The 24,427-nt window shown below is 61.5% G+C and carries 23 protein-coding genes; 4 read left to right on the top strand and 19 right to left on the bottom strand.

The window, feature by feature from the left end; all coding sequences use genetic code 11:
• Positions 1 to 36: 36 nt before the first annotated feature.
• Genes tssJ through tssA form a run of 9 tightly spaced genes read right to left on the bottom strand, consistent with a single transcriptional unit; the run spans position 37 to position 9,335 of the window.
• Positions 37 to 489 (bottom strand): type VI secretion system lipoprotein TssJ, encoded by a 453-nt coding sequence (gene tssJ, locus NKJ26_RS14815; protein ID WP_352598114.1) that lies wholly within the window; start codon positions 487 to 489, stop codon positions 37 to 39.
• A gap of 3 nt (positions 490 to 492) precedes the next feature.
• The gene (gene tagH, locus NKJ26_RS14810; protein WP_352695947.1) at positions 493 to 1,965 is read right to left on the bottom strand and encodes a type VI secretion system-associated FHA domain protein TagH; all 1,473 of its coding nucleotides are present in this window, start codon (positions 1,963 to 1,965) and stop codon (positions 493 to 495) included.
• Positions 1,962 to 3,029: a type VI secretion system baseplate subunit TssG gene (tssG, locus tag NKJ26_RS14805; RefSeq protein WP_352695945.1), complete on the bottom strand. Its 1,068-nt coding sequence runs from the start codon at positions 3,027 to 3,029 to the stop codon at positions 1,962 to 1,964. Before tssG ends, tagH begins: the two co-directional genes overlap by 4 nt.
• Positions 2,993 to 4,867, bottom strand: coding sequence for a type VI secretion system baseplate subunit TssF (gene tssF, locus NKJ26_RS14800; protein WP_352598111.1), 1,875 nt, complete (start codon positions 4,865 to 4,867; stop codon positions 2,993 to 2,995). The genes tssG and tssF overlap by 37 nt, the downstream gene beginning before the upstream one ends.
• 1 nt (position 4,868) lies before the next feature.
• Complete coding sequence (tssE, locus tag NKJ26_RS14795; RefSeq protein ID WP_352696030.1) at positions 4,869 to 5,618, bottom strand: type VI secretion system baseplate subunit TssE; 750 nt, start codon at positions 5,616 to 5,618, stop codon at positions 4,869 to 4,871.
• Entirely contained in the window at positions 5,605 to 6,066 is a 462-nt protein-coding gene (locus tag NKJ26_RS14790; RefSeq protein ID WP_352598110.1) for an Hcp family type VI secretion system effector, read from the bottom strand. The genes tssE and NKJ26_RS14790 overlap by 14 nt, the downstream gene beginning before the upstream one ends.
• A 44-nt stretch (positions 6,067 to 6,110) precedes the next feature.
• The gene (tssC, locus tag NKJ26_RS14785; protein WP_352598109.1) at positions 6,111 to 7,613 is read right to left on the bottom strand and encodes a type VI secretion system contractile sheath large subunit; all 1,503 of its coding nucleotides are present in this window, start codon (positions 7,611 to 7,613) and stop codon (positions 6,111 to 6,113) included.
• 3 nt (positions 7,614 to 7,616) lie between these two features.
• Entirely contained in the window at positions 7,617 to 8,156 is a 540-nt protein-coding gene (gene tssB / locus NKJ26_RS14780) for a type VI secretion system contractile sheath small subunit (protein WP_352598108.1), read from the bottom strand.
• 6 nt (positions 8,157 to 8,162) lie between these two features.
• Positions 8,163 to 9,335, bottom strand: coding sequence for a type VI secretion system protein TssA (tssA, locus tag NKJ26_RS14775; protein ID WP_352696029.1), 1,173 nt, complete (start codon positions 9,333 to 9,335; stop codon positions 8,163 to 8,165).
• Between the two features lie 331 nt (positions 9,336 to 9,666).
• Here tssA and tssH point away from each other — a divergent pair, with 331 nt between their 5' ends.
• Both tssH and NKJ26_RS14765 read left to right on the top strand, forming a co-directional pair.
• Positions 9,667 to 12,450, top strand: coding sequence for a type VI secretion system ATPase TssH (gene tssH / locus NKJ26_RS14770; RefSeq protein WP_352695942.1), 2,784 nt, complete (start codon positions 9,667 to 9,669; stop codon positions 12,448 to 12,450).
• 34 nt (positions 12,451 to 12,484) lie between these two features.
• On the top strand, positions 12,485 to 13,132 hold the full coding sequence (locus NKJ26_RS14765; RefSeq protein WP_352695940.1) for a hypothetical protein: 648 nt from the start codon (positions 12,485 to 12,487) through the stop codon (positions 13,130 to 13,132).
• A 40-nt stretch (positions 13,133 to 13,172) separates the two neighbouring features.
• Here the strand turns inward: NKJ26_RS14765 and NKJ26_RS14760 are convergent, their stop codons facing one another.
• The 10 genes from NKJ26_RS14760 to NKJ26_RS14715 form a co-directional block, all read right to left on the bottom strand.
• Complete coding sequence (locus tag NKJ26_RS14760; RefSeq protein ID WP_352695938.1) at positions 13,173 to 13,745, bottom strand: hypothetical protein; 573 nt, start codon at positions 13,743 to 13,745, stop codon at positions 13,173 to 13,175.
• Positions 13,742 to 14,332, bottom strand: coding sequence for a L,D-transpeptidase (locus tag NKJ26_RS14755; RefSeq protein WP_352695936.1), 591 nt, complete (start codon positions 14,330 to 14,332; stop codon positions 13,742 to 13,744). The genes NKJ26_RS14760 and NKJ26_RS14755 overlap by 4 nt, the downstream gene beginning before the upstream one ends.
• Positions 14,316 to 15,479, bottom strand: coding sequence for a CpaE/TadZ family protein (locus tag NKJ26_RS14750; RefSeq protein ID WP_352695934.1), 1,164 nt, complete (start codon positions 15,477 to 15,479; stop codon positions 14,316 to 14,318). The genes NKJ26_RS14755 and NKJ26_RS14750 overlap by 17 nt, the downstream gene beginning before the upstream one ends.
• Entirely contained in the window at positions 15,476 to 16,126 is a 651-nt protein-coding gene (locus NKJ26_RS14745) for a TadE/TadG family type IV pilus assembly protein (RefSeq protein WP_352695932.1), read from the bottom strand. Before NKJ26_RS14745 ends, NKJ26_RS14750 begins: the two co-directional genes overlap by 4 nt.
• Entirely contained in the window at positions 16,120 to 16,644 is a 525-nt protein-coding gene (locus NKJ26_RS14740; RefSeq protein WP_352695930.1) for a TadE/TadG family type IV pilus assembly protein, read from the bottom strand. Before NKJ26_RS14740 ends, NKJ26_RS14745 begins: the two co-directional genes overlap by 7 nt.
• Positions 16,622 to 18,106 carry a TadE/TadG family type IV pilus assembly protein gene (locus tag NKJ26_RS14735; RefSeq protein ID WP_352695928.1) on the bottom strand — a complete coding sequence of 495 codons (1,485 nt, stop codon included), beginning with the start codon at positions 18,104 to 18,106 and terminating at the stop codon, positions 16,622 to 16,624. Before NKJ26_RS14735 ends, NKJ26_RS14740 begins: the two co-directional genes overlap by 23 nt.
• 71 nt (positions 18,107 to 18,177) lie before the next feature.
• Entirely contained in the window at positions 18,178 to 18,468 is a 291-nt protein-coding gene (locus NKJ26_RS14730) for a hypothetical protein (RefSeq protein WP_352695926.1), read from the bottom strand.
• The gene (locus NKJ26_RS14725) at positions 18,455 to 19,900 is read right to left on the bottom strand and encodes a type II and III secretion system protein family protein (RefSeq protein ID WP_352695924.1); all 1,446 of its coding nucleotides are present in this window, start codon (positions 19,898 to 19,900) and stop codon (positions 18,455 to 18,457) included. The genes NKJ26_RS14730 and NKJ26_RS14725 overlap by 14 nt, the downstream gene beginning before the upstream one ends.
• A gap of 54 nt (positions 19,901 to 19,954) precedes the next feature.
• A complete protein-coding gene (gene cpaB, locus NKJ26_RS14720) occupies positions 19,955 to 20,995 on the bottom strand; it encodes a Flp pilus assembly protein CpaB (RefSeq protein ID WP_352695922.1) in 1,041 nt (346 codons plus the stop codon).
• A 93-nt stretch (positions 20,996 to 21,088) separates the two neighbouring features.
• Positions 21,089 to 21,316, bottom strand: coding sequence for a Flp family type IVb pilin (locus NKJ26_RS14715; protein ID WP_352695920.1), 228 nt, complete (start codon positions 21,314 to 21,316; stop codon positions 21,089 to 21,091).
• Positions 21,317 to 21,857: 541 nt separating this feature from the next.
• Between NKJ26_RS14715 and NKJ26_RS14710 the strand changes: the two genes are divergently transcribed.
• Positions 21,858 to 23,243: a TadA family conjugal transfer-associated ATPase gene (locus NKJ26_RS14710; protein ID WP_352695918.1), complete on the top strand. Its 1,386-nt coding sequence runs from the start codon at positions 21,858 to 21,860 to the stop codon at positions 23,241 to 23,243.
• Positions 23,243 to 24,214: a type II secretion system F family protein gene (locus NKJ26_RS14705; protein WP_352695916.1), complete on the top strand. Its 972-nt coding sequence runs from the start codon at positions 23,243 to 23,245 to the stop codon at positions 24,212 to 24,214. Before NKJ26_RS14710 ends, NKJ26_RS14705 begins: the two co-directional genes overlap by 1 nt.
• Positions 24,215 to 24,427: the final 213 nt, after the last annotated feature.

The following is a 24,427-nucleotide window of genomic DNA, read 5'->3' as shown; positions in this document are numbered from 1 at the left end:
GCTACATCCTGCATTGAGCTCCCCTTGCCCTGGCCGCTAGGCGGAAATGCCGCCGCTGCCAATCGTGACGTTGACCGTAAACTGTGATCCTGCCGATACCGACTTGGTTGTTCGCCAGTTCCGGCCTCCGGGCTCGCGGATAAGCGCAACGAAGCCCAGCGCCGTCGCGTCCGGCTCGACCGTGATGGTCTTGGACGCGGTCTTCCCCGGCCCGACGGCGATCTGGTCCGATCCGATGAGGTCGCCCCCGAGCGCCGAGCCGGCATCCCCCTGCAGCGCAAAATAATCGGCTGAGTTGAATTTCCCGGTGCTGCGCAGACGCATCACGAGGACCGTCACCGGACGGTCACCGCCCCCTGGTCCCGGATTCATGCCGGCCCCGCCGGTCACGTTGACGGTGATCACCGATGGTTTCGGCGGACCGCTCTGGCAAGCGGCGAGCAGTCCGGTCGCACCTAGGGCAACGACGAATTCACGTCGATCGATCATGTCTCACTCCTCCTCATATGCATCCCGAAAATCGGCGCCGATTTCGCCAAGAAAGCTTTTTTCCGCGCTCTCGGCGATTTCACGATGGCGTTTCTGGTAAAGCTCCCACAGCTTGGCGCCGCGCCCGCCTGAAAGCAGCGTGCCGATCGCGGAATTCGATTTCAGCTCTTCCTCGATCGCTGCCGGGTCAAAACGGTCGATCATCCGCCGCAAGGCAGCCTGTACGCCACGCCAGGCGCGCACGTGATGTTGAGCGAGATCGCGAACCGCATCGGCGATTGCCGCTTCGCCGGCGAGAAATCCGGGGCTGCGCTCGGCGATAAGGGTGACGATGGCGTCGTCGACCGTCGGCAGAAACTTGAGCGGATTGACCTCAGAGGCCCCGACCACGGTCTGGGCGACGCGCGCGTTTCCCTTCTCCTCGGCCCGCTTGCGCAGAAGCTGCATCAGGCCTTCCATCATCAGCCGATATTCGCGGCCGAACTTCTCCATTTCCGCAACCGTGTCGCGCCCGGGGAAGTCGGCTTCCTCGACCCCCATGCCATGCAGGAATGCGGAGCGAAGCGTGATGTCCCCCAGCTGCGCCGCTGCCGGCAGGCGGGCGGGTTTGGCAGCGGCACCTGTCCGCGCTGGAGGCGGGACATCCGCCGCTTGCACGGGTAAATCCCAGGGGTTGGCGGATTGCGGTCGTTTGGCGATGCGCTCGCGCTGCACGGCCGAGCCCTTGCCGTTTGCCGAACCGGTCGCCGGGGCTGGTCCGAAACCAAAATCATCGCTGAAATCGGACGGCTTTCCCTGGGCAGATTGGGCTCCGCTGCCGGGGGACGGCACGGGGTCGAGGCTGAATGGGTCCGCCTGGTTCGCCGCGCCGCCCGGTTCAAGGTAAGGGGCGGCGTCTTTCGACACAGGTGTTGAAACCGGATCGAGGCTGAACGGGTCATCGAAAGCTGGCGAGCTGCGCTGGCCGGAGGCGACACGCTCGAACGCGCCCGGAACCGGCTGCTCGAACGGGTTTGGCAGATCGGCCGGACGTGGCCGTCGCGGCTCTTCTTCGACCGGGGCGGAAAAGAAGTCATCGCGGCCGATGCTCACCGGCGCCCGGGATGCCGCCGGCAGGCGTTCCGGGACCGGCTGGCCGGCCGCTTGTGCCTGGGCGGTTGGCGTCTGCAGGTCGACATGTACGACGTAGTCGCCCAGTCTCAGCCGCATACCGCTTAGAAGGCGCGTTGACTTGCCGGCCCCGAGCGGGCTGTCGGAGTCGTTTATGAACAATCCGCTGCTTGACGTATCGGTGACGAAATATCCATCTCGCCCGCCCGAAATCTTGCAATGAGCGCGCGAAACGAACATGTCGGGATCGTCGATCTGCCAGCCCGCGTCCGCGCTGCGGCCGATCACCAGCTCGCCGTCGTCCAGCCGGGTCTGCCGTACCGCCTGGGTACGCGGCCCTTGCTCCAGCGTCAGCAGCAGGCTCATGCCGCGACCCCCGCCATTTCCGGCCGCCATCCGACTATTGTCCGCAGCCGCATGTCGTCAGCATCGCCCCTTTCAGTGGGCCGCGCAAGCCAGGCGGTCCGGCCGAGCTGTACCGCTCCGATACGGGGCTGCGGCACTGCTTCACGCGCAAGCACGATGCGCAGGTCGACGTCGAGCGATTCCCCGACCATGTCGCGAACGGCTTGCTTGAAGAGTTTGAGCCGCTGGCCGCCAGGCACGAACGCTTTGAAGGCCTCGTACCCCAGCGGACCGACACGCAGTTCGATCCTGCTTTGACGATTGAAAACGCGTGGGCCGATCGTCGCTCCTCGACCGAGCCCTGCATAGGCTTTGGCAAGGCGGGTCTGGAGCCCGGTTGGTATGATTATCCAGGAGGCGATGAACTCCTTGATCTGAACCGGCACCTTGAACGCCTCCGCCAGGAACAGCGTCAGCCGTTCCGGGCCATCGACCTGGCCGGCGAGCGAAGCCGCCTGGCGAAGCTTCACCGTATCGAGTTCGGTGCTTTGGGTGCCGGGAAGTCCGAGTCCCGCCATGGCTTCAAGCATGGCGCGAACGCGCCCGCCGACCGCGCGCTCGACCTGTACCGCCGGATGCGCATCCGCCCACGCCCGATAATACAGGGCGATCATGCGGTGTTGCAGCACGTTGACGAAGTCCATGAATGTCGTGTCACTGGTTTGCTGCGCGTCAGCGCCGGTGAACCAGCGCTGCGAAAGGCGATCGAGCACCCAGCGCGTCAAATGCAGCGGCATGGGACCTTCAGGTCCCATCAGGCCGAGATTTGCCACGGTGACCCTGGCGGGGGCCTTGTCGTTCGCGTCGCGGAATTCAACCACGTCCCTGGCCGAAAAACTCAGGCGCACGTGCTGTCCGAGCCTTGCCGGCTCGCGTTCCGGCGAGCCGGAATAGCCGAACAGCCCGCCCCGCCGTTCGAGCCGGCGCAACAGCTCGAAGAAGTCGAACGCTTCGGACAGTCCGTCGGCCCAGTTCGGATCGACTGCCTCTAGATCAGGTAGCGATTGCCGGGCGTCATCGGCCATGGCACATCCTCCTGCTTCTGCAGCAGCCGCGTGCGGGTCCGCACAAAGCCGTTTATTCCGGCATGACGGGCAAACAGCCGCGCCAGCAACGCCGAAAGCAGCAATGTGCTTTGCCCTGCCAGGACCGACTGGTCCACATGCAATGTCACTTCGGTGCCGCGCCCGAAGCACATCGGCCCGTCGATCTGCAGCCGTTCGATGACCGACCGCGAGTCGATACGGACGATCGAATGTACGTTGCGGGCAAGGCTCGGATCGCCGCGGTCGGCATAGAGGTCGAGCAGCGCATGCAGCGGATCGACGCCGCGGCCCTCCTTGGCAAGGCTGAGAAAGTTGAGCGCCAACTGTGCCACGAGCCGCCAGGCGAGATTGTCGGCCCGGGATTCTCCCGCCGCGCCCGCCGGCAACGCCGCGGGAATGGCCGGGCGAGGCGGACGCAGCGCGCCGAGAAGCCGCACCGTCTCGACCGGATCGCCGGCCTCCAGCGTCAAGGTAGGATTGTCGTCGAGGATCGGCAGATCGCGGTTGGTACAAAGTGCCACGACGTCGACACGCTTCAGCGGCCGGTTCGCCTGACTTTCCACCGGGCGTGAAATCGCCAGGAAAACATCGTCCCCTGTGTAAGAGGTGCGGGTCAGCCCGTCGCGCCGCTCCTCTTCCGTCGCACGGCGCGGGCGACGCTCGGTGGAATAGACCCAGCCACTGCCGCGATTCTGACCCAGGCTGAAGAGCTCTGGAATTTCGGCATCGCTGCTCCCCGTGTCGGCGTCTTCGACGCGGATGACCCGGTAGATTTCGAAGTCGCGCGCCCGCGTTCGGTCGGCATGCAGCACCTGGCGCGTCTTGCGCGGATCAAGCTCGATGACGTTGCACTCACGTTCGAAGAGATTGATGATCGGCGTTGCGAAAAGCTCGAAATCAGCCGGTGTCAGGTCGGCTAGCTCAGGTACTGGACGCCTGAACATAAAGATGATCTCCAGCCCGGCCGCGCATCGGCGCACGACGGGCAGCAGCCCGGAAATCCGCGCATAGTGAAAGCGCTCGGGCATCATGAAATATTCGCGCAGCAGACGGTACCCCTCAAATGTCGGGCGGGTACGAGGCATCAGGGCCTCTTCGTCGCTGATGCCGATCATTTCGGGTTCCGGCAAGGACGATACGGGATTGGTCTTGCCTTCCGCGCGCGCGCCAACGGCCGAGCAGGCGCCGAAAATCGCGTCGAAAAGCAGTGGCGCCTTTGTGCGCCCGGCAAAATAGAGATCAAGCCGGTCGAGCAACAGTTCGTCGAGCCTGCCCTTTCCTGTCCGAGCCAGCACGATGCGGAGTGCCGCCTCGCCACCAACACCGCCGATCGGCGCTATGCCGGCCGCCGCGAGCGCGCTGCGATCTTGAAAGTAGCTTACCGAAGTGACCGCTATCGGCCACAGGGTGATGTCCTGGGCGGTGGTGAACGTGCAGCGCGTCGAAAGGCCGGGCTGCAGGCCGGAGACCAGCCGGGTGTTGCGCTTGACGACATGGCCGGCAACCATCGACTGGACCTGCTGCCCGGGTTTGAGCACCACCATGGCCGTTGCCGGCGCCGGCGTGACCAGATCTGGATACAGGACGTCCAGCACGCTGCGTGAAAACCGCGAGCGCTCCGCATCAACCTTCAGCCGGGTGCGCGCGGCGAGGAAGGCGACGCCGTCGAGCAGCCGTTCGACGTAAGGATCCGGGCAGGGCACCGTATCGAGGGAAAGGTTGCGCGCCACCGCCGGATGCATGTCGGCAAATTCCGCCGCAAGGCCCCGGATATGGGTCAGTTCCTCCTCGTAATATTCTACGAAGACCCGATCCACCTCAGGCCTCCCTAATTTCGGTCCGCGCCAAGCCGTTATCGAGATTGATCGTCGTGCGCAGGCGCATGCGTTCCGGTGTGGGCGTCATGATCAGCACGGCGTCTATCTCGATCTTCAGGCCCACCGTCTTGTCGCCCAACGTGACCGTCACTTTCGTCGCGCTTTCCTTGAGGCGCGGCTCGAAGGTGGCGAGCACCGAGCGGATTTCGCGCGCCAGTACGTCGCGGTCAAAGTCGCGGGACGACCGGCCCGAGAACGAAGGCACGCCGTAATTGACCACGCTTCGCCGGACCTCCGGAAAATCGGCGAGCGACGGCGGATTATCCGCCACCTGCTCGTTTTCCAGGTCGGAAAGCAGCGGCGTGGCCTCGAAGCGCTCGGTGTTGAACAGAGCCTCGATGTCGCGCCGCACCGCTTCCCTGAGCACGCGGGCCGATACCACCACGCCACGGCTTTCGATCTCGACGCGATGCTGGATCTGAAAGACCAATCGATGCAGACGCCGTTTCTGATCGGGCGTCAGCTCCGCATCGGCGTCTATGGTCCGCGCACTGCCGGCAGTTAAAGTGTCGAGACGGTCCGCGCCAAGCTCGTCTAGCAAGACATGGCGCAGCCTGTCTATCTCCGAGGTCAGGCCCGGCAGGTCATTGACGAGGCGATCCCAAAGCGACGGCTGCACCGCCTCGCTTTTTGCCCGCAAGCTGCCCGCGATCTGCTGCTTGTCCGGCCGCCGAACCTCACTTGCCGACATAGACATCCATTTCGGCTTCATCATTGCCGTCATAGGCGAACTTGATCTTCTTGTAGGCGAAGCTCACCGCTTCCTCGATCAGGTCTGGCTCATCCTCGGCCTGCGACATGTCGTATTCCATGACGAAGGCGTCAGTCAGGGTAACGACTAGGTAGTCCTTGCTTTCGCCATCGATGGTCCGGCGTGCCGAAAACACCACTTCATCAAGGGCCTTGTTGTCGAACAAGGCCTTTTTCAAATAGGGCGAGGATTTGTCGTAGTGTTTGGTGAACTTGATCATGCCCATGGACACGCGGCCACGGCGCGAGATCGAATTCGGATCATAAGGTGCGACCATCTTATAGTCGACACCATGGATTTCGATCTCGTCCTCATGGCCATCGCGGGTGCTGGGGCCTTTGATGTCAGGAACTTTTAGAAAGCCATCAATCTTCGTAGTTGTGGGCATTGTAACTTCTCCACCGCTTTAAGAAATCAGGATGTTGCTGCAAATCAAGTCTTCACTGACGGCAGTTCCGATACCAGCCGGAGCGAGGCGTTGATGCCTTCCAACTGGTAATGCGGGCGCAGGTAGAAGCGGGCGTTGTAGTAGCCCGGCCGTCCTTCCACGCTGTCCACCTGGACTTCGGCCGCCGCGAGCGGGCGCTTGGCGCGCGCCTTGTCGTCGGCAAAGGCCGGGTTGGCCAGCACGTAACGGTTGATCCATTCGGTCAGCCAGATCTGCATGTCGGACCGCTCCTTGAACGAGCCGACCTTGTCGCGCGCGATCGCCTTGAGGTAGTGGGCGAAGCGCGAGACCGGGAACAGGTACGGCAGGTTGGCGCTCAGCCGCTCGTTCGACTGTGCATCGGGATCGACCAGGCGGCCGGCGCGCGTTTCGTCGTCCTGTAGCGAATGAGCGCCGATGAAGGCCGCCAGATCGGTGTTTTTCCGGTGCAGGATCGGCATCAGGCCAAGCTTGGCCAGTTCCGCCTCGCGGCGGTCGTCGATGGCCACCTCCGTCGGACATTTCATCGCTATCGACCCATCATCGGTGGGGAAGCTGTGCACCGGCAGGTTGAGCACCGTGCCCCCATTCTCGACGCCGCGGATCTGCGTGCCCCAGCCAAAGAGCTTGTGGCTGCGGTTGATGTTGACGCCCATCGGGAAGGCAGCGTTCATCCAGACATATTTGTTGTGATCACCCTGCACCTCTTCCTCGAAGGTGAAGCCCTTCACCGGGACGGTGTCGGTGCCATAGGGCAGCCGGGCCAGGACGCGAGGCATGGTCAGGCCGATGTAGCGAGCGTCCTCGCTCTCGCGCAGCGACTGCCACGAGGCATAGGCCGGATTGGAGACGATCTGCTGCAGGTCTTGCGGGTTCGGCAATTCCTGCCAGCTGTCCATGCGGAACAGGCGCGGCGAGGCAGCTGCGATAAACGGCGTGTGCGCCGAGGCGCAGATGCCGGAGATATTGCGCAGCAGGCCGACGTCGCGCGGATGGTTCGAGAATTCGTAGGCGCCGATGACACAGCCGATCGGCTCGCCGCCAAGCATGGAATACTCGTCCGTATAGACTTTCTTGAAGATCGGGCTCTGGTCCCACATCTGGCCTTCATAGTCCTCGAGCGTGTCGGCCAATTGCTCCTTGGAGATGTTCATCACCCGGATCTTCAGCTTCTGATCCGTCTCGGTATTGTTGACGAGATACCAGAGGCCGCGCCATGTGCCTTCCATTTCGCGCACTTCCGGCGCATGCAGGATTTCGTTGACCTGTGTCGTCAACATCTTGTCGATGCCCGCGATCAGCGACTTGATCGACTTGATCGCATTGGACGAGATGGTCGTGGTATCGGAACGGGACTGTGCCGCGAGCGCGAGATTGCGGACGAGTTGCTGCAGCTTCTCGCTGTCGTCCTTCTTGACCTTGAAATCCTTCTCGAGGAGCCCGCTGAATTCTCCGAGGTCGATAGTTTCGGCCTCGGCGACGACGGCAGTCTTTTGCTGTTCAGCCATGACTTACTCCCCTGTCTTGTCGTCGTCGGCGAGTGCCTGGCTGGCGATCTTGCCAAGCAGCGGCTCGTTGTTCAGTAGCTGCGCAATGCGCTTTTCGGCGTCGACGCGGCCATCCATGAAGCCGAGCAATTCCTCGAGCTGACGACGCATCTTGAGGATTTCGGCCAGTTGCGGCACCTGCTCGGCGATCTTGTCCGGAGCGAAATCGCCCATTCTGGAAAATGTAAGATCGAGCGCCAGTTCCTCGTCGCGCTCCTGGCCTTCGGCCTGCGGCAGCGTGTTCTTCACCCGGGCTTTGACGCGGGGCCCGAGCGCCTCCATGAACTTGGGGAAGCGGTTCGCGTCGGTCTCGACAAAGGAGCGGTCCAGCACCGACTTCGACGCCTCCTTGGTTTGCGAAGCACCGGAAAGGTCGGCCATCACGCCCATGACGAACGGCAGTTCGATCGTCGTCGGGCTACCGTAGGTTTCCACGTCGTAGGCGATCTGCACCCGCGGCGCGCGATTTCGTTCGATAACCTTCGCTTTGCTTTCGGCTGGCATGTGCTGTTACCTTTCATCCTTCTGAGCCGTCTTCTTGGCATCGGGAACGCCGGCAAGGAGCCGGAATTCCTTCAGCCCCGACGGCGCGAGATCTTCCATCAGTTCAACGAAATCCATATGCACCATCCGGCGCACACGCCGCGCCAGATGCGGTATAGGGCTCGACGGTTCGGTGCGGTCATAGAAGGCGACGACGAGGTCGAGGCATTTCACCACGTCGTCGCGCGAGGAGATGCGGTCGGGAAGCCCCGTGCTCGGTTCCGCGTAGCTTGCCACACTTGCCATAGTATCGGCTCCATGACCGTTTCGAGCAGTCGCTGCCGGTTCCGCCGGCGTCGGCGGCTTGGCCGTGCCATTCGCGACGGCGCCGGCTGCCGAATTCCGTTCGAGGGTCGTCAGCAAACGCTGCAGAAATCGTTTTAATTCCGGAACAGGAGCGCCGCCGCCCTCAAGGCGAGCGTTGAGGTTGGTTTCGACCGCATCGAGAGCCGCGATCGCCGCCCGGGCGTCGGCGACGAGCGAGACCATCTCCGCCTTGGCTTGATCCATCTGTGCCGCACATCCGGCACGCACCCTGTTCAAGAGTTGCCCGTGCGCACTGACCAGTGTGGCTTTTTCTGCCGCATTCAATCCCGAGGCGGCTTCCTGGAGCATGACGCGGTCGTCGAGCGCGCCTTGTTCCAGATCGCGTCCGCTGATTGGCCCGATCGAGCGTGGCGCAAAGAACGTCATCTGCCGCAGGTTCGCCAACAACCCGTCCTGACCATTCTGGAGGTCGAGCAGTGCGTTGATGCGGCGCAAGGCGGCATCGCGTGGCGAAGCGTTGGGCCGCAGTGCCGGATGCATGGTCGCCCAATGTTGGTCGAAGGTCTGCGCAATGAGGGTCAGACCCTGCGCGAGCCCGGCCAGTCCTTCTTCATTGGCCAGAGCGCGCGCGACGATGACGAGCAGGCGCAGGTCCCGGCCATGGGCGCGCAGTTCCTCTGCCTTTGCGAGCACCGCAGGCCAGTCGACCGGAATGGTGCTTTGCGAGTTGGGCTTGTTGTTGCCGTCGTGGACGACCTTGACCTGGGGTTCCGTCAGGCGCTCCAGCTCATGAAAAGCCGGATCGTTGCGCAAATCCTCCCCTGACGGATTTTCACCGTCGAGCGAAGTAAGCCAGAGTGCGATATCAATCACACCAACCCCCCAGCATCCGGCCTCAAGCCGTATGTGACCTAACGTTATCACACCGTCGCACTTTACCACAATTGAAGGACTGCTCAAAAATTAACAGAAGCTAAATGCAACCGGCTTGAGGCCGAAATCCGTGGCGTGATTGCGAAATCCCGCTGCGAAACGCATCGCACGGGGGCGCTCAATTCCGTGGTTGTTTGCAGCCGGTGGTGCGGGACCTTTCGAAAGCGGACGAAGCCGGTTGAACCCGCGTCAAGCCCTCGCCATCACACGCTTTGTCAAGTGACCGCTTATGTGGCAGGTTATCGGCTGGCAGATTGCAGGAGCACGTTCGATGGAACAGCGCCGGTCATCGCAGACCTTCAAACGCAAGGAACTGGTCGGCAAGCTCAATCCTGTCGGTGTGCGCGCCTTCAAGGCTGCCGCCGACACCGCCAAGCTGCGCGGCAATCCCTACGTCGAACTCGTCCACTTCATCGAGCAACTGGTGCTTTCCGACCGCTCCGACGTGCAAATGATAATCGCCGATGCGGGGTTGGATGCGAGCCGGCTCACGGCCGATATGACCCGCGCCGTCGACAAGCTGCCCTATGGCGCAACGTCGATCGAGGAATTCTCCGACCACATCTTTCATGCCATCCAGGAAGCCTGGAACCTGGCAACGCTTGAGTTCAGCGTCGAGGAAGTCCGCAGCGCGCATATTCTCCTTGCTTGCCTTAAGACGCCGGTGCTGGAAGGCCTGTTGTCGAAGATCAGCGGCGAGTTCGACAAGATCGACGCCGACGCGGTCATCGCGCGGTTCGCCGATGTCATGGAAGGCTCGCTCGAAGCCGGCGCCTCGACCGCGGTCTCCGCCGCAGAGGCGCCGAAGCGGCTTTCGAGCGGGGATTCGGCGCTGGCGAAATACGCCACCGACCTGACCCAGCGCGCTCGCGACGGCAAAATCGATCCGGTCGTCGGCCGCGATCCGGAGATCAGGCAGATCGTCGATATCCTGATGCGGCGCCGGCAGAACAATCCGATCCTGACCGGCGAGGCTGGGGTCGGCAAGACCGCGGTCGTCGAGGGTTTTGCCTTGCGTATCGCCGAGGGCGACGTGCCGCCCAGCCTGCGGAACGTCAGTGTACGCATGCTCGATGTCGGACTGATGCAGGCGGGGGCAAGCGTGAAGGGTGAGTTCGAAAAACGGCTCAAGGCTGTCATCGACGAGGTTCAATCGTCCGAAACGCCGGTCATCCTGTTCATCGATGAGGCCCACACCTTGATCGGCGCCGGCGGCGCGGCTGGAACGGGCGACGCGGCCAATCTGCTGAAGCCGGCGCTGGCGCGGGGCGAATTGCGCACCATCGCGGCAACGACCTGGGCGGAATACAAGCAGCACATCGAGAAGGACCCGGCCCTGACCCGCCGTTTCCAGGTGGTAAAGATCGACGAGCCTTCGGAGGTGGTGGCCGTTCTCATGTTGCGCGGTGTGGCCGGCGTTCTGGAGCAGCACCACAAGGTACAGATACTGGACGAGGCGATCGAGGCGGCGGTCGGCCTCTCGCATCGCTACATCCCGGCGCGGCAATTGCCGGATAAAGCGGTGAGCCTTCTCGACACCGCTTGTGCCCGTGTCGCCATATCGCAGCATGCCACGCCGGCGGAGGTCGAGGATATCATGCGCCGCCGCCAGGCGCTGGAGGTCGAGCGCGGTATTATCGGCCGTGAGGCTGCGATCGGCATCGAGGTGACTGAACGGCAGGCCCGGGTCGAGACTGGTTTAGCCGAAAGCGAGGCCACGCTGGCCGCAGCGCAGCAACGTTGGGATCGCGAAAAGGCCCTTGTCGCCGAGATACTCGAATTGCGGGCCAGGCTGCGCGGCGAAGGTGTGCCGCTGGATGAGGCGCCGGAGACCACCGTCGAAACAGCAGGTCCGGACGCAGTTGAGACTGAGCTGCCTAAGACCGAAATGCTCAAAATCAAAACGGCCGAAACGGCCAAGATCGACGCGGCGACACCGGCGGCTGCCGATGTCTCTCCGCCCGATCCGGCCGCCGATCTCGCCCGGCTGCGCGAACTGATGGCAGAACTGGCCGAGGCGCAAGGCGAGACGCCGCTCATCCTGCCGTCGGTCGACCGCAACGCCGTGGCGGCGGTCGTTCAGGACTGGACGGGAATTCCGACGGGGCGGATGCTGTCGAGCCAGACCGAGAAGGCGCTGCGGCTCGCCGTGACCCTGTCCGAACGCGTCGTCGGCCAGGACCACGCCATGGAGATGATCGCCAAGCGCGTACAGACCAGCCGCGCCGGGCTCGGCCCGCCTGAAAAGCCGGTGGGTGTGTTCCTGCTCTGCGGCCCCTCGGGCGTCGGCAAGACTGAAACCGCCTTGGCGCTGGCCGAAACACTTTACGGCGGCGAGCAGAACCTCATCTCGATCAACATGTCCGAATTCCAGGAGGCGCATACGGTTTCCACCTTGAAGGGGGCGCCGCCCGGTTATGTCGGCTATGGCAAGGGCGGCATCCTGACCGAGGCGGTCCGCCGCAAGCCCTATTCGGTGATCCTGCTCGACGAGGTCGAGAAGGCGCATCCGGACGTGCACGAAATCTTCTTCCAGGTCTTCGACAAGGGGATGATGGACGACAGCGAGGGCCGGCGCATCGATTTCAAGAACACGCTGATCCTGCTCACCTCGAATGTCGGCTCCGAAGTCATCATGGATCGCACCAGGAACGGCACGCTGCGGGTAGGGCTCGACGATCTGGACGCTGCCTTGCGCGGCCCGCTGCTGAAGGTCTTCCCCGCGGCGTTTCTCGGCCGAGTGGTGACCATTCCTTATTACCCGCTCTCGGATTCGATGATCGAGGCGATCACCCGCCACCAGTTCGCCAAAATCGCTCGTCGGCTGCGTGCGACCAGCGACGCGGAATTGGTGATCGGCGACGGCGTCATGGACCTGGTCAAGGCTCGCTGCACCGAGATCGAATCCGGCGGGCGGATGATCGACGCCATTTTGACCAATACGCTTCTGCCTGAATTGAGCCGCGGTGTGCTGAACCGCTCGCTCGAGGGCGAAAAGATGACGAAGGTGACAGTCGGTGCCTCCAAGGAGGGCTTCACCTACGCCTTCGAGTAGCTTCGTCGATCAAACGCCTGTCGAATGCAGATAAGTGTTCGATGAAGGGCGATCTCGAACGTTCGCCTTGGGACGTTTCGGCCATTCAGCCGTTAAGCTTCGCGTAATCTCCCCAATCTATCATGGCGCCAGATTGGGGAGGAACATGAAACGCAACCCTGTTCTGCTTTTTGCCTTTCCGGCTCTCATCATCGCGCTTCTGGCAGGTGAGCGCGTGGCGACCTTCTCGCTAGGAACGTATCCGGCCAGCCCCATCGCATGGAGGATCTGGCTTGAGCTGCGTCCGTTGGCGACGATGTTCTGGCAACAGGTCGATCTCTATCTAGGTGGCTCGATGGCCATCGATGCCGCCATCCTGATCGCTGCGTGTGTTGTCTTGTGGGTGGCGCACCGCACGAGAAAATCGGCTGCGTTTTTCCTTGCCAACCACCTGGCGCTGCTTTTCGCGGGGCTGATGATCGCGGTCGCCGGTCATGCGCAAACAGCGAGCGCGATCGCCACATTCGCCGTGCCGAGCGTGTTCCCGTTCTCGCTGATGCTCGACGTCAGCTGGGAAAACAGCCTCGTGCTCGTCATGGGCCTCGCGGCCTGCGCCTACTGCCATGTCGCGTTCCTGCGCGAAGCCCGGCAGCGCGCGGAGGCCTTGGCCGTGCGCCTCATGGTTTTGAAGCGGGATTTCTAATCTAGCCGGCGCGGCAGGCGCCGGGTCTTCGCACCCGTCTCTAATTGATCTTGCGATAGTAGACCTTGCCGTCCGGCGTTTCGGTTCGCTGGTAGCCGGGGTTGGGTGGGGGCGGCGAGGCGGCGATCCTCCTCTTGGGGGGCCGCGGCGCATCGGCAGCGGCGGGTTCGGCCGCGACTTCGGTGTCGGAGGACGCCTCCGCCACCGTGCTGGTGGTGAAGACAGGTTCCGGCACGCGGGCGAGACCGGCATCGCCAGCCTGGGGAAGGTTCTGCTCCACCTTGGCTATGTTGCCGTTGATCTCGTTGAACCTGCCTTGCAGCTGGCTGTCGAGCTTTTCGAACCGGCTTTGAAAGCCGTTGTTGACGCTGTCGAGCCGGGCGCCGATGCGCTGCTCGAAGCTTCCGAGTTGTTCGAGATGCGCTTCCACGACGCGCAGGTCGGTGATGCCCCGGTAGAGATAGACGGCGGCCGTGGCGTTCAGCACCGCAAACAGCGTCAGCCCGACGCCGATCGCGACAGCCAGGCGGGACCGGCTGGTGGCGCGGTCGAGCAGTTGCGGTTCGAGCTGCTGTTCTATCGTCGGCACGCGCGGATCGCTGATCGTCGTCATTGAACCACCACCTTGGTGCCGATCGGCACGCGCTTGAAAAGATCGATCACATCCGTGTTGGTAAGGCGAAAACAGCCGGATGTGCCGTCGAACCCGACGCCGGACGGGTCGTTGGTGCCATGGATGCGATAGAGCGTATCGCGCCCGTCCCGAAGCAGATAGAGCGCCCTGGCGCCGAGCGGATTGTAGGGGCCCGAGGGCACCAGCTCCGGCAGTTCCGGCTGGCGGGCGCGCATTTCGCGCGGCGGGCGCCATTGGGGCCATTCCGTCTTCGCACCGACTTTCACGATCCCGGTCCAGCCGAAGCCGTCGCGTCCGACGCTGATCTGGTAGCGAAGCGCCTGGCCCTGGCGGGTGACCAGGTAGAGCGCCTTCTCGTTCTTGCGGATGATGATCGTTCCCGGCTGCTCACCGGTCGCGAAGGCAACGGCCTTGCGCAGGCTGGGGCCCATCGCCGGCAGCGGCGGCCGGTCCGAAAGCCCCGACCGCGCCGCGGCGCCGGTCTGGATGGACATCGCCAGCACCACGCCGAGGGCGCAGGCGCCGGCGAACCTTGGCGCGATGCGATGTCTATCGGGCAGCGTCATCGAGCCGCTCTTTGAACATCTTCTTCAGATCCTTGTTGAAGCGCGCGCGCCCATCCACTTCGGAGGGCAGGATGGCACGGTTCAAGGCATCGGTCAGGAGGGCGTTGTCCAGCGCCACCGACTTGATGTGCGGCGCCTTGAATATCTTCTCGAGCTCGCTGCGCGAGAAATGGTTCCCGAACCATTTGCGCTTGTGCTTGTTGGCGACCAGCGTGATGCTGACCGCATTGCCGCGCAGCTCGCGGATCTTCTTGTAGAGCCGCTTGCCTTGCCGCAGCGAGGCGACGTTGAGTTCGAAGACGATGAAGATCTCGTCGCTCGTCGAGAGCACGGAATTGTGCCAGGGCGTTTCGATGTTGGGCAGGTCGATGACGATGTCGTCGAAGCGGTAGGCGACGAGATCCAGCAGCCGGAACACGAAATCGCTGCCTTGCGGCTCGAACGGCAGCTGCGGCCGCTCGAACGCGTAGAGGGTGAGGCCGGACGGCCGCGAAAGCTTGATGACGTCCATCAGCTCGACATCGAGCCGTTCCGGCTGGCCGATGATGCCGGCAAGATCGAACTGGTTGAACAGATTGAGGTAGGCGCCGCAATTGGCGCTCTGGAAATCGAGATCGACCAGGCAGGTCGAGGCCGCGCGTTCCGTCGATTTCGAGGCGAGGAACTCGGCCGCCGAGAGTGCCAGCGTTGTCGCGCCGGCGCCGCCGCTGGCACTGATGAAGGTGATGATGCGGCTTTTCGTGCCCTGGTTGCCGGTGTCGTGGAAGGTCACCGCGTTGAGCAATTCCTTGCCGTCGAGCGGCTTGTGCAGCCAGTCCGAGGCGTTCATGCGCACCAGCACGCGCGTCTGTTCGGAGGTCAATTCGTCGGAAACGGCGATCAGCGGCACGCTCGCCCACAGCGCGCGCGCCTCGACGATGCCCGGCTTGCCGAGCAGCTCGCCATTGCCGAGATCGAGGATGACGATGCCCGGGCGCGTATCGGCGGGTGGCCCCTTGAGAAAGTCGCCCGTCTCGGAAATCCGGACATCGTAGATCGCCAGCGCATCGAGCCGCGTCGCCACATCGCGCTTGAAATTCGCATCCGAAGAAAACAGCGCCACCTGCTTGCGTTTGGTCGGCAGAACCTTGGTGTTGATGGCGTTCATGGCCAGGTACTCTTCATGTCTTCACCCGTGACCGTGCTCAGCATCGAGGGCATGGTGATGTTTCCGAATCCGAGCAGTCCGCCCAGAAAGAAGAATTGGAACGGATGATTGATGATGCTGACGGTGATGGTCGGCACCGGGCCGCTTGGGCGCGTCCAGTAGCCTAGTCCTGAGGCCTGGTACTGTATCCGCACCTCGGACTTCGCCAGCATTGGCAAGAATGTCTGCATTCCGGCCCGGCTGCTGTTGCCGCTAAAGATGAAATCAAAGGCGGTCTGGCTCACATTGAGATTCTTGCACACGGCGTTCGTCCCGCAAGTGCATGACACAGTCCCCGCATTGTCAGCCGTACAGATATAGTTGTAGGTAGAGGCATCATAGGCATTGGCGGGAACCGCCTTTCCCACGTCTAGTGGGTCGCTGGGCGTCTTCGCCTCGAGAGAAAGGCCGCTGGCGATAGGCGTCGAAACCTGGGCCAGCCTTGCACCCATTTGCACCGCTTTGCTGGCTGCGTTCCACTGATACAGCGCGTAGCCGAAGTCGACAAAACCGAGTAAAAGGGTAAGCAGAAGTGGCATGACAATAGCCGCTTCCACCATTGTTGCACCGCTCTCATCCGAGCCGAACCTTTTTCCCCTCATCACCATCCGAAGACGCGCTCCTGATGCGATGCGGTGATGTTGATGGTTCCGAAGCCCAGGTAACTCCACAGTCCGATGCCGGTATAGGCCAACGAAGTGCTGACCTGGACCACGTCCACCGCTCCGGTGCTACTCAGATAGAGCTGAGCTCCGTTATTGTTGGGGTCGGTCAAGAAGGACTTCTTGGTGACGGTGACAATACCAGTCGTCCATCCTTGGACCCGGGGACTGCCATCCCTAATGGCGCCGTTCACCGCGAGGTTCTTTCCATAGGTCTCGCAGGTGGCCCAATCGCTGTCGTTGCAGCGCGCCATATAGCGTGCGCCGTCCTCGACACCTGCTTCGAGCAGCAGGCGCGTATAGATAATGTTCGAGAACTCGAACACGCCTGCTGAGAGCAACAACATCAGTGGCGCAACCAACGTCATTTCGACCAGTGCGGTGCCACTCTCGTCGCGTCGCAGCCGTTGGATCGTATGTCTAAGCTTGATTAACATCGCCTTACCGGTAAAGCTGAGCTTCATTGCGCTGAAGCTTCTTCAACGTGCCCTGGCCGACCACAGTGCTGATGTCTTCCATTTCACCATAAATATCGGCATCGGGTGGACCGCCTGCCTGCTCGGTAACGAATACGCTTGCAAAGGCTTGCACCGGTAGCGTCTGATTGCCGCCCTTGGCCCCCTTGTTTTTGACAACGTTGCTGTCGCAATCAACAATTGCGACATATAGGAGTCGCCTATCCGCGGGCTGCGTCGTCGAGTTGCACTTTGGCGCGGTCTGTTCGAAAGTGCTCGTCAGATCGGCCTTGTGTTCGATTTCATATTTGTAGACGCAGTATCTACTGGGGCTTGCACCGCAGGCGGTTATCACGCCGCTGCCACTATCCTTCGACCAATTCGTATCCCAATATCCCGGCTTCGCTTTGGTGCCTATGAAATTCCAGTTGCCGTCTCCCAAGGCGCCGGCCTGCGAACATCCGCCGCTAGTAAAACAATTATCCCTGGGCAGCGCCATGTAGTTCTTCTCCTGCCCGTTGGCTGGAGCTACATAGCTGCAATTGCTCTTCCCCGGATTTTTCACATCCATACCCTTGCGCACATTTGGCGCCGGCGGATTGATCGCCGGATCGGTCTTGTATGCCCCACTATTGTCGTAGATGTCGAAGCGGGTATTGATGCCGTTATTGACCGGCGGGATGTCACCAGGTCGGGTCGTTACCCCGCTCTGGTCATAGCAGGCGGGCGGATTGGTCACTGCGAACATTTCGGTAATTGCGGCCGTATCCTTGTCGCCCTCTGGCGATGCAAGGAAGCCGTAGTTGCCGGGAAGATACCGGGCGTCATTGCCGCCCTGCTCCTTGAGCCAAATCATCGGCTTCTTGGTTCCGGACAGAGCAGTTTGCAACGCGCTGAGGGAGGCATAAGGATTGCAAATGAACATCGGCGTGAACTGGCATAGTGCGCTGCTGAAGCCTGCCACGGCCTGCGTCTGTACATTGAAGCCATTGCTGCCGCCAAGAAAGCTTGCCGGGAAGATCGCCGCGAACGCGGTGGGGTTCACCGTCACCTCGGCGAATTTGGCAGTCTTGGGATCGGTGGTTTTCCAGCTCACGCCGTTGGCGTCCAGGCCGTTTGCGTCCAGCCCTATGCTGTCGCTAGCCGGAATTCCGTATAGATAGGTCACAATGAGATCGGACGGGACGAGCGTGTGATCGCCGGAGGTCGAAAATTTAGTACTGTTGGTAAGAAGAAGAGTGGTGACGGCGTAGTTGGCGCGGGTTATCGCATTGGAATTGCCATCCAGTTCGGCCGCCGCCGCCAGCGCAAATGCGTCGGCGCCTTTCTGCATGTCGTTGTGCAGGCTATTGACCCGGCTCATATCGATCGCGAGTAGCGAAAAGCCTATGATGGCCGGCAACATGACGCTGAGGAGTATCAGCGCTATGCCGCGTTGATCGTTCCAGAAGGCGCGAATGGTCCCCAACATGACCTTACTCTCTGCTTTCTCGCGCCAAGGCCCCTCGCATGCCCGGCGCCCTCCGCATCCTTCCGTTCAGTTCACGGTGTCACGCCCGACCCGCCGACATTGACCGTGATGGCCGGCGGCGGCGGTGGTGGTGGTGGAAACTTGTAGTTGTGCGCAACGAGCGCGGCACGCGTGCCGTCGCCCTCGATATGTGTGTTCCGGGAGGCAGGGTTGAGCGGGTCGACCGTCTGCAGCATCGAATTGTATTTCTGCGTATCGCCGGCAGCCAGGGTCACCGAGTCGTAATGGTTCAGATAGTCGGCGGCGCAGCCCGACAGCGCAGCGGCGCACAGAATGAGGAACAAGGCGCTATTTCTTGACATAGAGCATCTTGTCCTTCGATTTGAAGTCGAGCATATGGCCATAAGGTCCGGTGACGCCTTCGCCGTGTTCATATCTGCGGATCATGTCCTTGTTCACCTCGAGCTGGCCGAGCAGGAACAATTCGGGATCGTTGGCCGGCCGCGTCTTGTCGAACGGTGTCGCCAATTGTTCGCCGGGCTTCACCGGCCGCACGATGTGCGGAGTGACGATGACGACCAGCTCGGTTTCTTCCTTCTGGTTGCTCGAATTGCGGAACAGCGAGCCGATGACCGGCACCTGGCCGAGCCACGGCACCTGGTTCTGCAGCTTTGTCGTCTTGCTCGACAAAAGCCCGCCCACCGCGAAGCTCTGGCCGTCACGCAGTTCGACGACGGTATCCAGTTTGCGGTTGGTGAAAATCGGATCGCCGGCGGTGGTGAAGCCGGTCAGGTCGCTCACTTCGGGCGCCAGCTTCATATGGATCTTGTCGTCGGCGAGCACGACCGGGGTGAACTGAAGATTGACGCCGAACTGCTTGTATTCGATCTGGATCAGGCCATCGGCGGTGACGCTGCGGATAGGCACCTGGCCGCCGGCATTGAAGCTGGCCGGCTCGCCAGAAAGCGTGGTCAGGTTGGGCTCGGCCAGCGTGCGCACCACGCCCTTGGCTTCGAGTGCTTCGATGATCAGATCGACCTTGATGTTGCTGTCGATGACGCGGGTGATCAGAGCCGCGAAGGGATTAGAGTTCGACAGGAGGCCACTAACAAGGTCTCCCGCGCCGAGCACCGTTCCGTCCGCGTCGACGGTGGCAATGCCTGTTCCGCTGCGGGTCGTGCCGCTGCTGTTCTTGGTCCGGATCGAGACGCCGAGATCACGGCCGGCATTGCGTTTGGCTTCCAGCACGCGAACTTCGAGATTGACCTGCTGGCTGTCATCGACAGTAACGGAGTTGATGATGGCGTCAGGACCATATTGCTGCGCCACTTCCATGATTGCCGCGAGCGTGGCGCCGTCCTTGACATGGCCGCCGAGCCTGACTTTGCCGTTGATCGAGCCGATTTCGATGCGCGATCTCGGCGCCACCTGGCGGATCGCCTGCGCCATGTCGCTGACGTCGACGCCGACCTCGATCTGGATGACGCCGAGCGAGCGCTTGTCGGTGGAAAACAGATTGACCGTGGTGGTGCCGGCGCCCTTGCCGATGACATAAAGCGTCCGATCGGTCATCGGCTGCGCATCGGCGATCTTCTCGTCGCCGACGACGATATCGCCGAGATTGGCATTTACCTGCACGGTCACCGATTGCGACATCGGCAGGAAGATGCGATGGACGCTGGGATTCGACACGTCGATGAAACGGTCGGCCGCATCGGCCGCCAGACTCGACAGCAACAGCGCTGCCAGACAAGGCAATGCCGCCGCCGCCAACCTCAACCAAGCCCCCTGCATCCCCGTCTCCCCAACCGCTGCCGGTGGCAGCCTCGTTTTATTAGCCGCACTCTATCACGGTTGTCGCGGCACGTCATATGTCTCGAGTTTCACGCCTCGGAAAACGCCCACTGACACATTCTTCGGCGGTTCCGGCTGCACATACTTGACCACTTCCTTGACGACCGGCTCCGGTGCGGGTGCCGTCACCACGGCCGGAGCGGGCTTTACCTTGCCCAGTTCGTCGAGGCGGCTTCCCACCCGCTCCACGGCCTGGGTCAACCCGGCAATCTTGTCCTCGGCGCGCTTGCGCTCGGCTGCTGCCTCCGCTTCGGCTGCTGCCTTCCTGTCGAGCTCCGCCTGCCTGGCGGCGACATCGGCCGGCGTTTCGCCGATCAGATCGGAAAGCGTTACTCGTTCGGTCGTCTCGCCTTTGCTGGCTGCGGCTTGGCGTAGCGCCAGCGACAATTGGCCGGCGCCCGCTGCCAAAGTCAGCTTCTGTGCATCCTTGGTGCTGGCCTCGAGCGTCACCGATTTGACGACGGTCGGGCTGTCCTTGCTCTCATCGGCAAGTTGGTCGATGGCGAGCACCTTCATGCTCTGTAACAGCACGTCGACGAAACTCTTGTCCGCGCCATCGTCGCCGCGCACGGTTCGTGTCAGCAAGACATCGACCCGGTCACCGGGGAAGACGAAGCCTGCGACGCCGAGCACGTCATTGACGCGGATCGATACTGCTTTCATGCCTTCGCCGAGCACCGCCGAAAGCGTGGCGCGCTGGCCCGGGCCGGTGATCTTGTTGGCAAGGACAGGTTCGTTGACGCCAATTGCCTGCAACGCCTGCTTTGTGCCTTCCCCGGCCAGCGCCTCTTTCGTTGTCTTGAAGGCGCCCGTTGGAACCGCGCCTGCCGGCCACGCAACTTCGCGCAATTTATCTACGCTCAGCGTATCGCCGAACTTCAGTGGCATTGCCGCAACGACAACCGTGCTGCCTTGGACGATGCCCGTTTGCGCCATGGCGCTTCGCTGTCCGGCAAGCCAGATATTGACCAGAACCACAGCCAGCACGCCGAACACGCCGGCGAGCACGATCATAATAAGTGTGTTGGCGCGCATAACCCCAAAACCCCGAAAAAGGCAGCAGAACGGCCGAGTGACCTGAGTGATTTCAGGCCCGGATCTGATCCGGGCCTGAACTCAGTCAGCTAATCAGGAACCCACGCCGGTAACGGCGCAGCCACCTTTCTTGGTGATTACGCTAGCGGCCTGCAGGTCGGAGCAGAGATCGGCGAACCGACCGTTCACCCAGCCGCCGATAGCGATAACGACCAGAATAGATGCCGTTGCGATAATGCCGATGAGGATAGAATATTCGACCATGGCAGCGCCGTTTTCATCGTCGCGGAACTGCCGGGTCATCGTCATGAGCTTCTTCATGTCAATTTCTCCCCTTGGAGGTTTGAACCCGACGAGACAGAGCACGGGATGAAATCCATACCCAAGCATCCCCCGTCATCTCGATCCTAGGTCCCGAGAAATTGCAGAGTCAAACGGGATTAACGGTTCCTTAACTTCCCAATACATCGTCTTTCGAGTTGAGCGCGGTCTCAAATTTCAGCAAGAGCTTGATTCGTCTAATTTTTCAAGCGTCCTTAACCATTCGTTCACAATTATGCCTACCGACTAATCAAGTGCTCACTACTTTAGCTTAATGGCATATTCCTTTATATCTAAGGGGTTATGGCCAATCATGGAGGGGATACCGATGTCGGAGCGCGCAGGGAGCACAGAGCGCGCTAAAGCTTAGTGCGACACTCATGTTTGGCCGTGCGGAGATCAGAAATAAAAACGATATTTTTTGGCGCGCTCCTTAACTATGTTGAAAGTATTGGCCGTACGTGAGGCGCCCGGGCGCTTGTGCGTCGCTTGGTTAACGTTTAGTTTCCGCTAATATGTGCTGGAGGGAGTATAGGGGATTATGCTGGGGCGGTTCATCAAAGGTGGCGAGGCGCGGATCGAGCCAAGGGTGGAATCGGTCGCGGTTGCCCCCGTCGCGCCGGCACCGTCGCCTACCGTTGACATCGAATCGCATGGCGACAATTTCCTGACGCTCAAAGTCGAGCTTCACCGTCATCTGATAGATCGTTTCAACCTTGCCGCGCTCGAGACTGCCTCGAAGGACGAGATCCTGAACGAGATCCGTCCGATTGTCCGCGAGTTCGTGAGAAATCGAAACGTGCCGCTGAACGCCCGCGAGCTCGATCAACTGACCAGCGACACCGCCGACGAGATGCTTGGGTTGGGGCCAATCGAACCGCTGCTCAAGGACGATTCGATCACCGACATCCTGATCAACACGCACAAGCGCGTCTTTATCGAGCGGCGTGGCTTGGTCGAAGAGACGGCCATCCGGTTTCGTGACGAGGCGCATCTGCTGCGCGTCATCAACAAGATCGTCTCCGCCATCGGCAGGCGTGTCGACGAATCGTCGCCAATGGTCGATGCGCGGCTGGAGGATGGATCTCGCGTCAATATCGCGGTGCGGCCGATCTCGGTCGACGGCCCGCTGGTGTCGATCCGCAAATTCTCCAAAAATCCCTATTCCCTCGAACGCCTGATGGCCTTCAACTCCATCCGGCCGCCAATGATCGATATGCTGCGGATCGCAGTGCAGGCGCGCAAGTCGATCCTGGTTTCGGGAGGCACCGGCAGCGGCAAGACAACCCTGCTCAACGCTCTGTCGAGTTATATCCCCTCCAGGGAGCGCCTGATCACCATCGAGGATGCGGCTGAGTTGCAGCTGCAGCAACCGCATGTCGGCCGGCTGGAGACGCGTCCACCCAATGTCGAGGGAAAAGGCGAGGTTCGCCAGCGCGAGTTGCTGAAGAACGCGTTGCGCATGCGGCCGGACCGGATCATCGTCGGTGAGGTTCGTGGCGAGGAAGCCTTCGACATGCTGCAGGCGATGAACACCGGCCATGAGGGATCGATGACCACCATCCATGCCAACACGCCGCGCGACGCGATCTCGCGGCTGGAGCAGATGGTCGGCATGGCCGGCATGCCGATGACCCACGACTCCATTCGGGCGCAGATCGCGTCGGCCATCGACATTATCGTCCAGACACAGCGTCTTTCGGACGGCGGTCGCCGTGTCACCTCCATCTCCGAACTGACCGGCATGGAAGGCAATGTCGTCCAGCTGCAGGAAATCTATCACTTCGTTCGCCGTGAGGTAACGGCCGAAGGCAAGATCATCGGAGATTTTCGCGCCACCGGTGTCCGTCCGCGCTTCGCTCCGGAGGCCGCGACGCTTGGCCATCATTTTGGCAAGGACGCCTTCAACCCGCAGGTTGCCCTCTGATGCCGACGGGTCAAGCTCTGCTTTACTTCATTTACATGCTGGCGGCGGCATCGGTCATTCTGGCGGGCGAAGCTCTCTATCTTTCCTTTGCCGGCCGCCGCTCTCGATCTCTAGCAGTCAATCGCCGATTGAAGCGGCTCGCTGGCGAGGTCCCGGCCGAACAAACGTTACAGGGATTGCTGCGGGAGCGTGGTCTCACTGACTCCGGCGACTTTCTGTTTGGAATGGTCTGGTTGAACAGGCTCTATACCCAGTCCGGCATTACCGGAAATCCCATGACGTTCGCTGCGACGTTCCTGCTTGCGGGGCTGGCGATGGCGTTGCTGCTAATCATCCTCCTCAATTTCTCCATTTTGGCGTCGCTCATGATCTTTCTGGTCGTAGGGTTGGTTTTGCCGCTTCTCATCCTCCGGCGTGCCCGCAACAAGAGAATCCTGAAGTTTGCCAAACAGCTGCCGGATGCGCTCGACATGATCGTTCGTTCGCTGCGCGCCGGACACCCTGCTTCGGTCGCGATCGGTCTGGTCGCGCGCGAAATGCCCGATCCGCTCGGCACCGAATTCGGCATCGTCTCCGATGAGATCACCTTTGGTCTCAGCATCGAGCAAGCCGTGCGAAAGCTTTCGCAACGTGTCGGCTTCGAGGGCCTTCAACTGCTGTCGGTATCGCTGTCGATCCAGGCCAAGACGGGCGGCAATTTGACCGAAATCCTGGCCAATCTTTCCTCGGTTTTGCGCGAACGGCAGAAATTGCGAATGAAGATCAGGGCTCTTTCGGCCGAAGGTCGCGTCTCTGCGTGGATCATCTCCTTGTTTCCTGTTGTGATGTTCTTCGCGCTTCAAATCCTTGCCCCAGCCTATTACGGCGGCGTCTGGGGCAACCCGCTCGTCTTCCCGATATTTTTGCTTTTTGGGTTGTGGGCGCTGCTTGGCGACTTCATCATGTATCGGATGGTTACTTTCGATTTTTGACTGGGAGCGAGGAAGTTGTTTTCGAACATTCAGGACCTGGGCTTTTTGGTGTCTATTGCCGTCTTCGTGGCGGCGGTGTCCTTCTTCCTGTTCGGTGCGCTTGTCTTCTTGCCGGCTCTGCAGACACGAAAGCTCGTCGCGCAGAGCCTGATGGCCGAAGGAACTACAGACCGCCGATCGATGCTCGGACAAGACCAGCTTGCCAAGCTTGCG

The sequence above is a fragment of the Mesorhizobium sp. M0152 genome, assembly GCF_040322415.1.
Taxonomy (GTDB): domain Bacteria; phylum Pseudomonadota; class Alphaproteobacteria; order Rhizobiales; family Rhizobiaceae; genus Mesorhizobium.
Note: the sequence above shows the minus strand (reverse complement) of the source record. Positions and strands in the feature narration are given on the sequence as shown.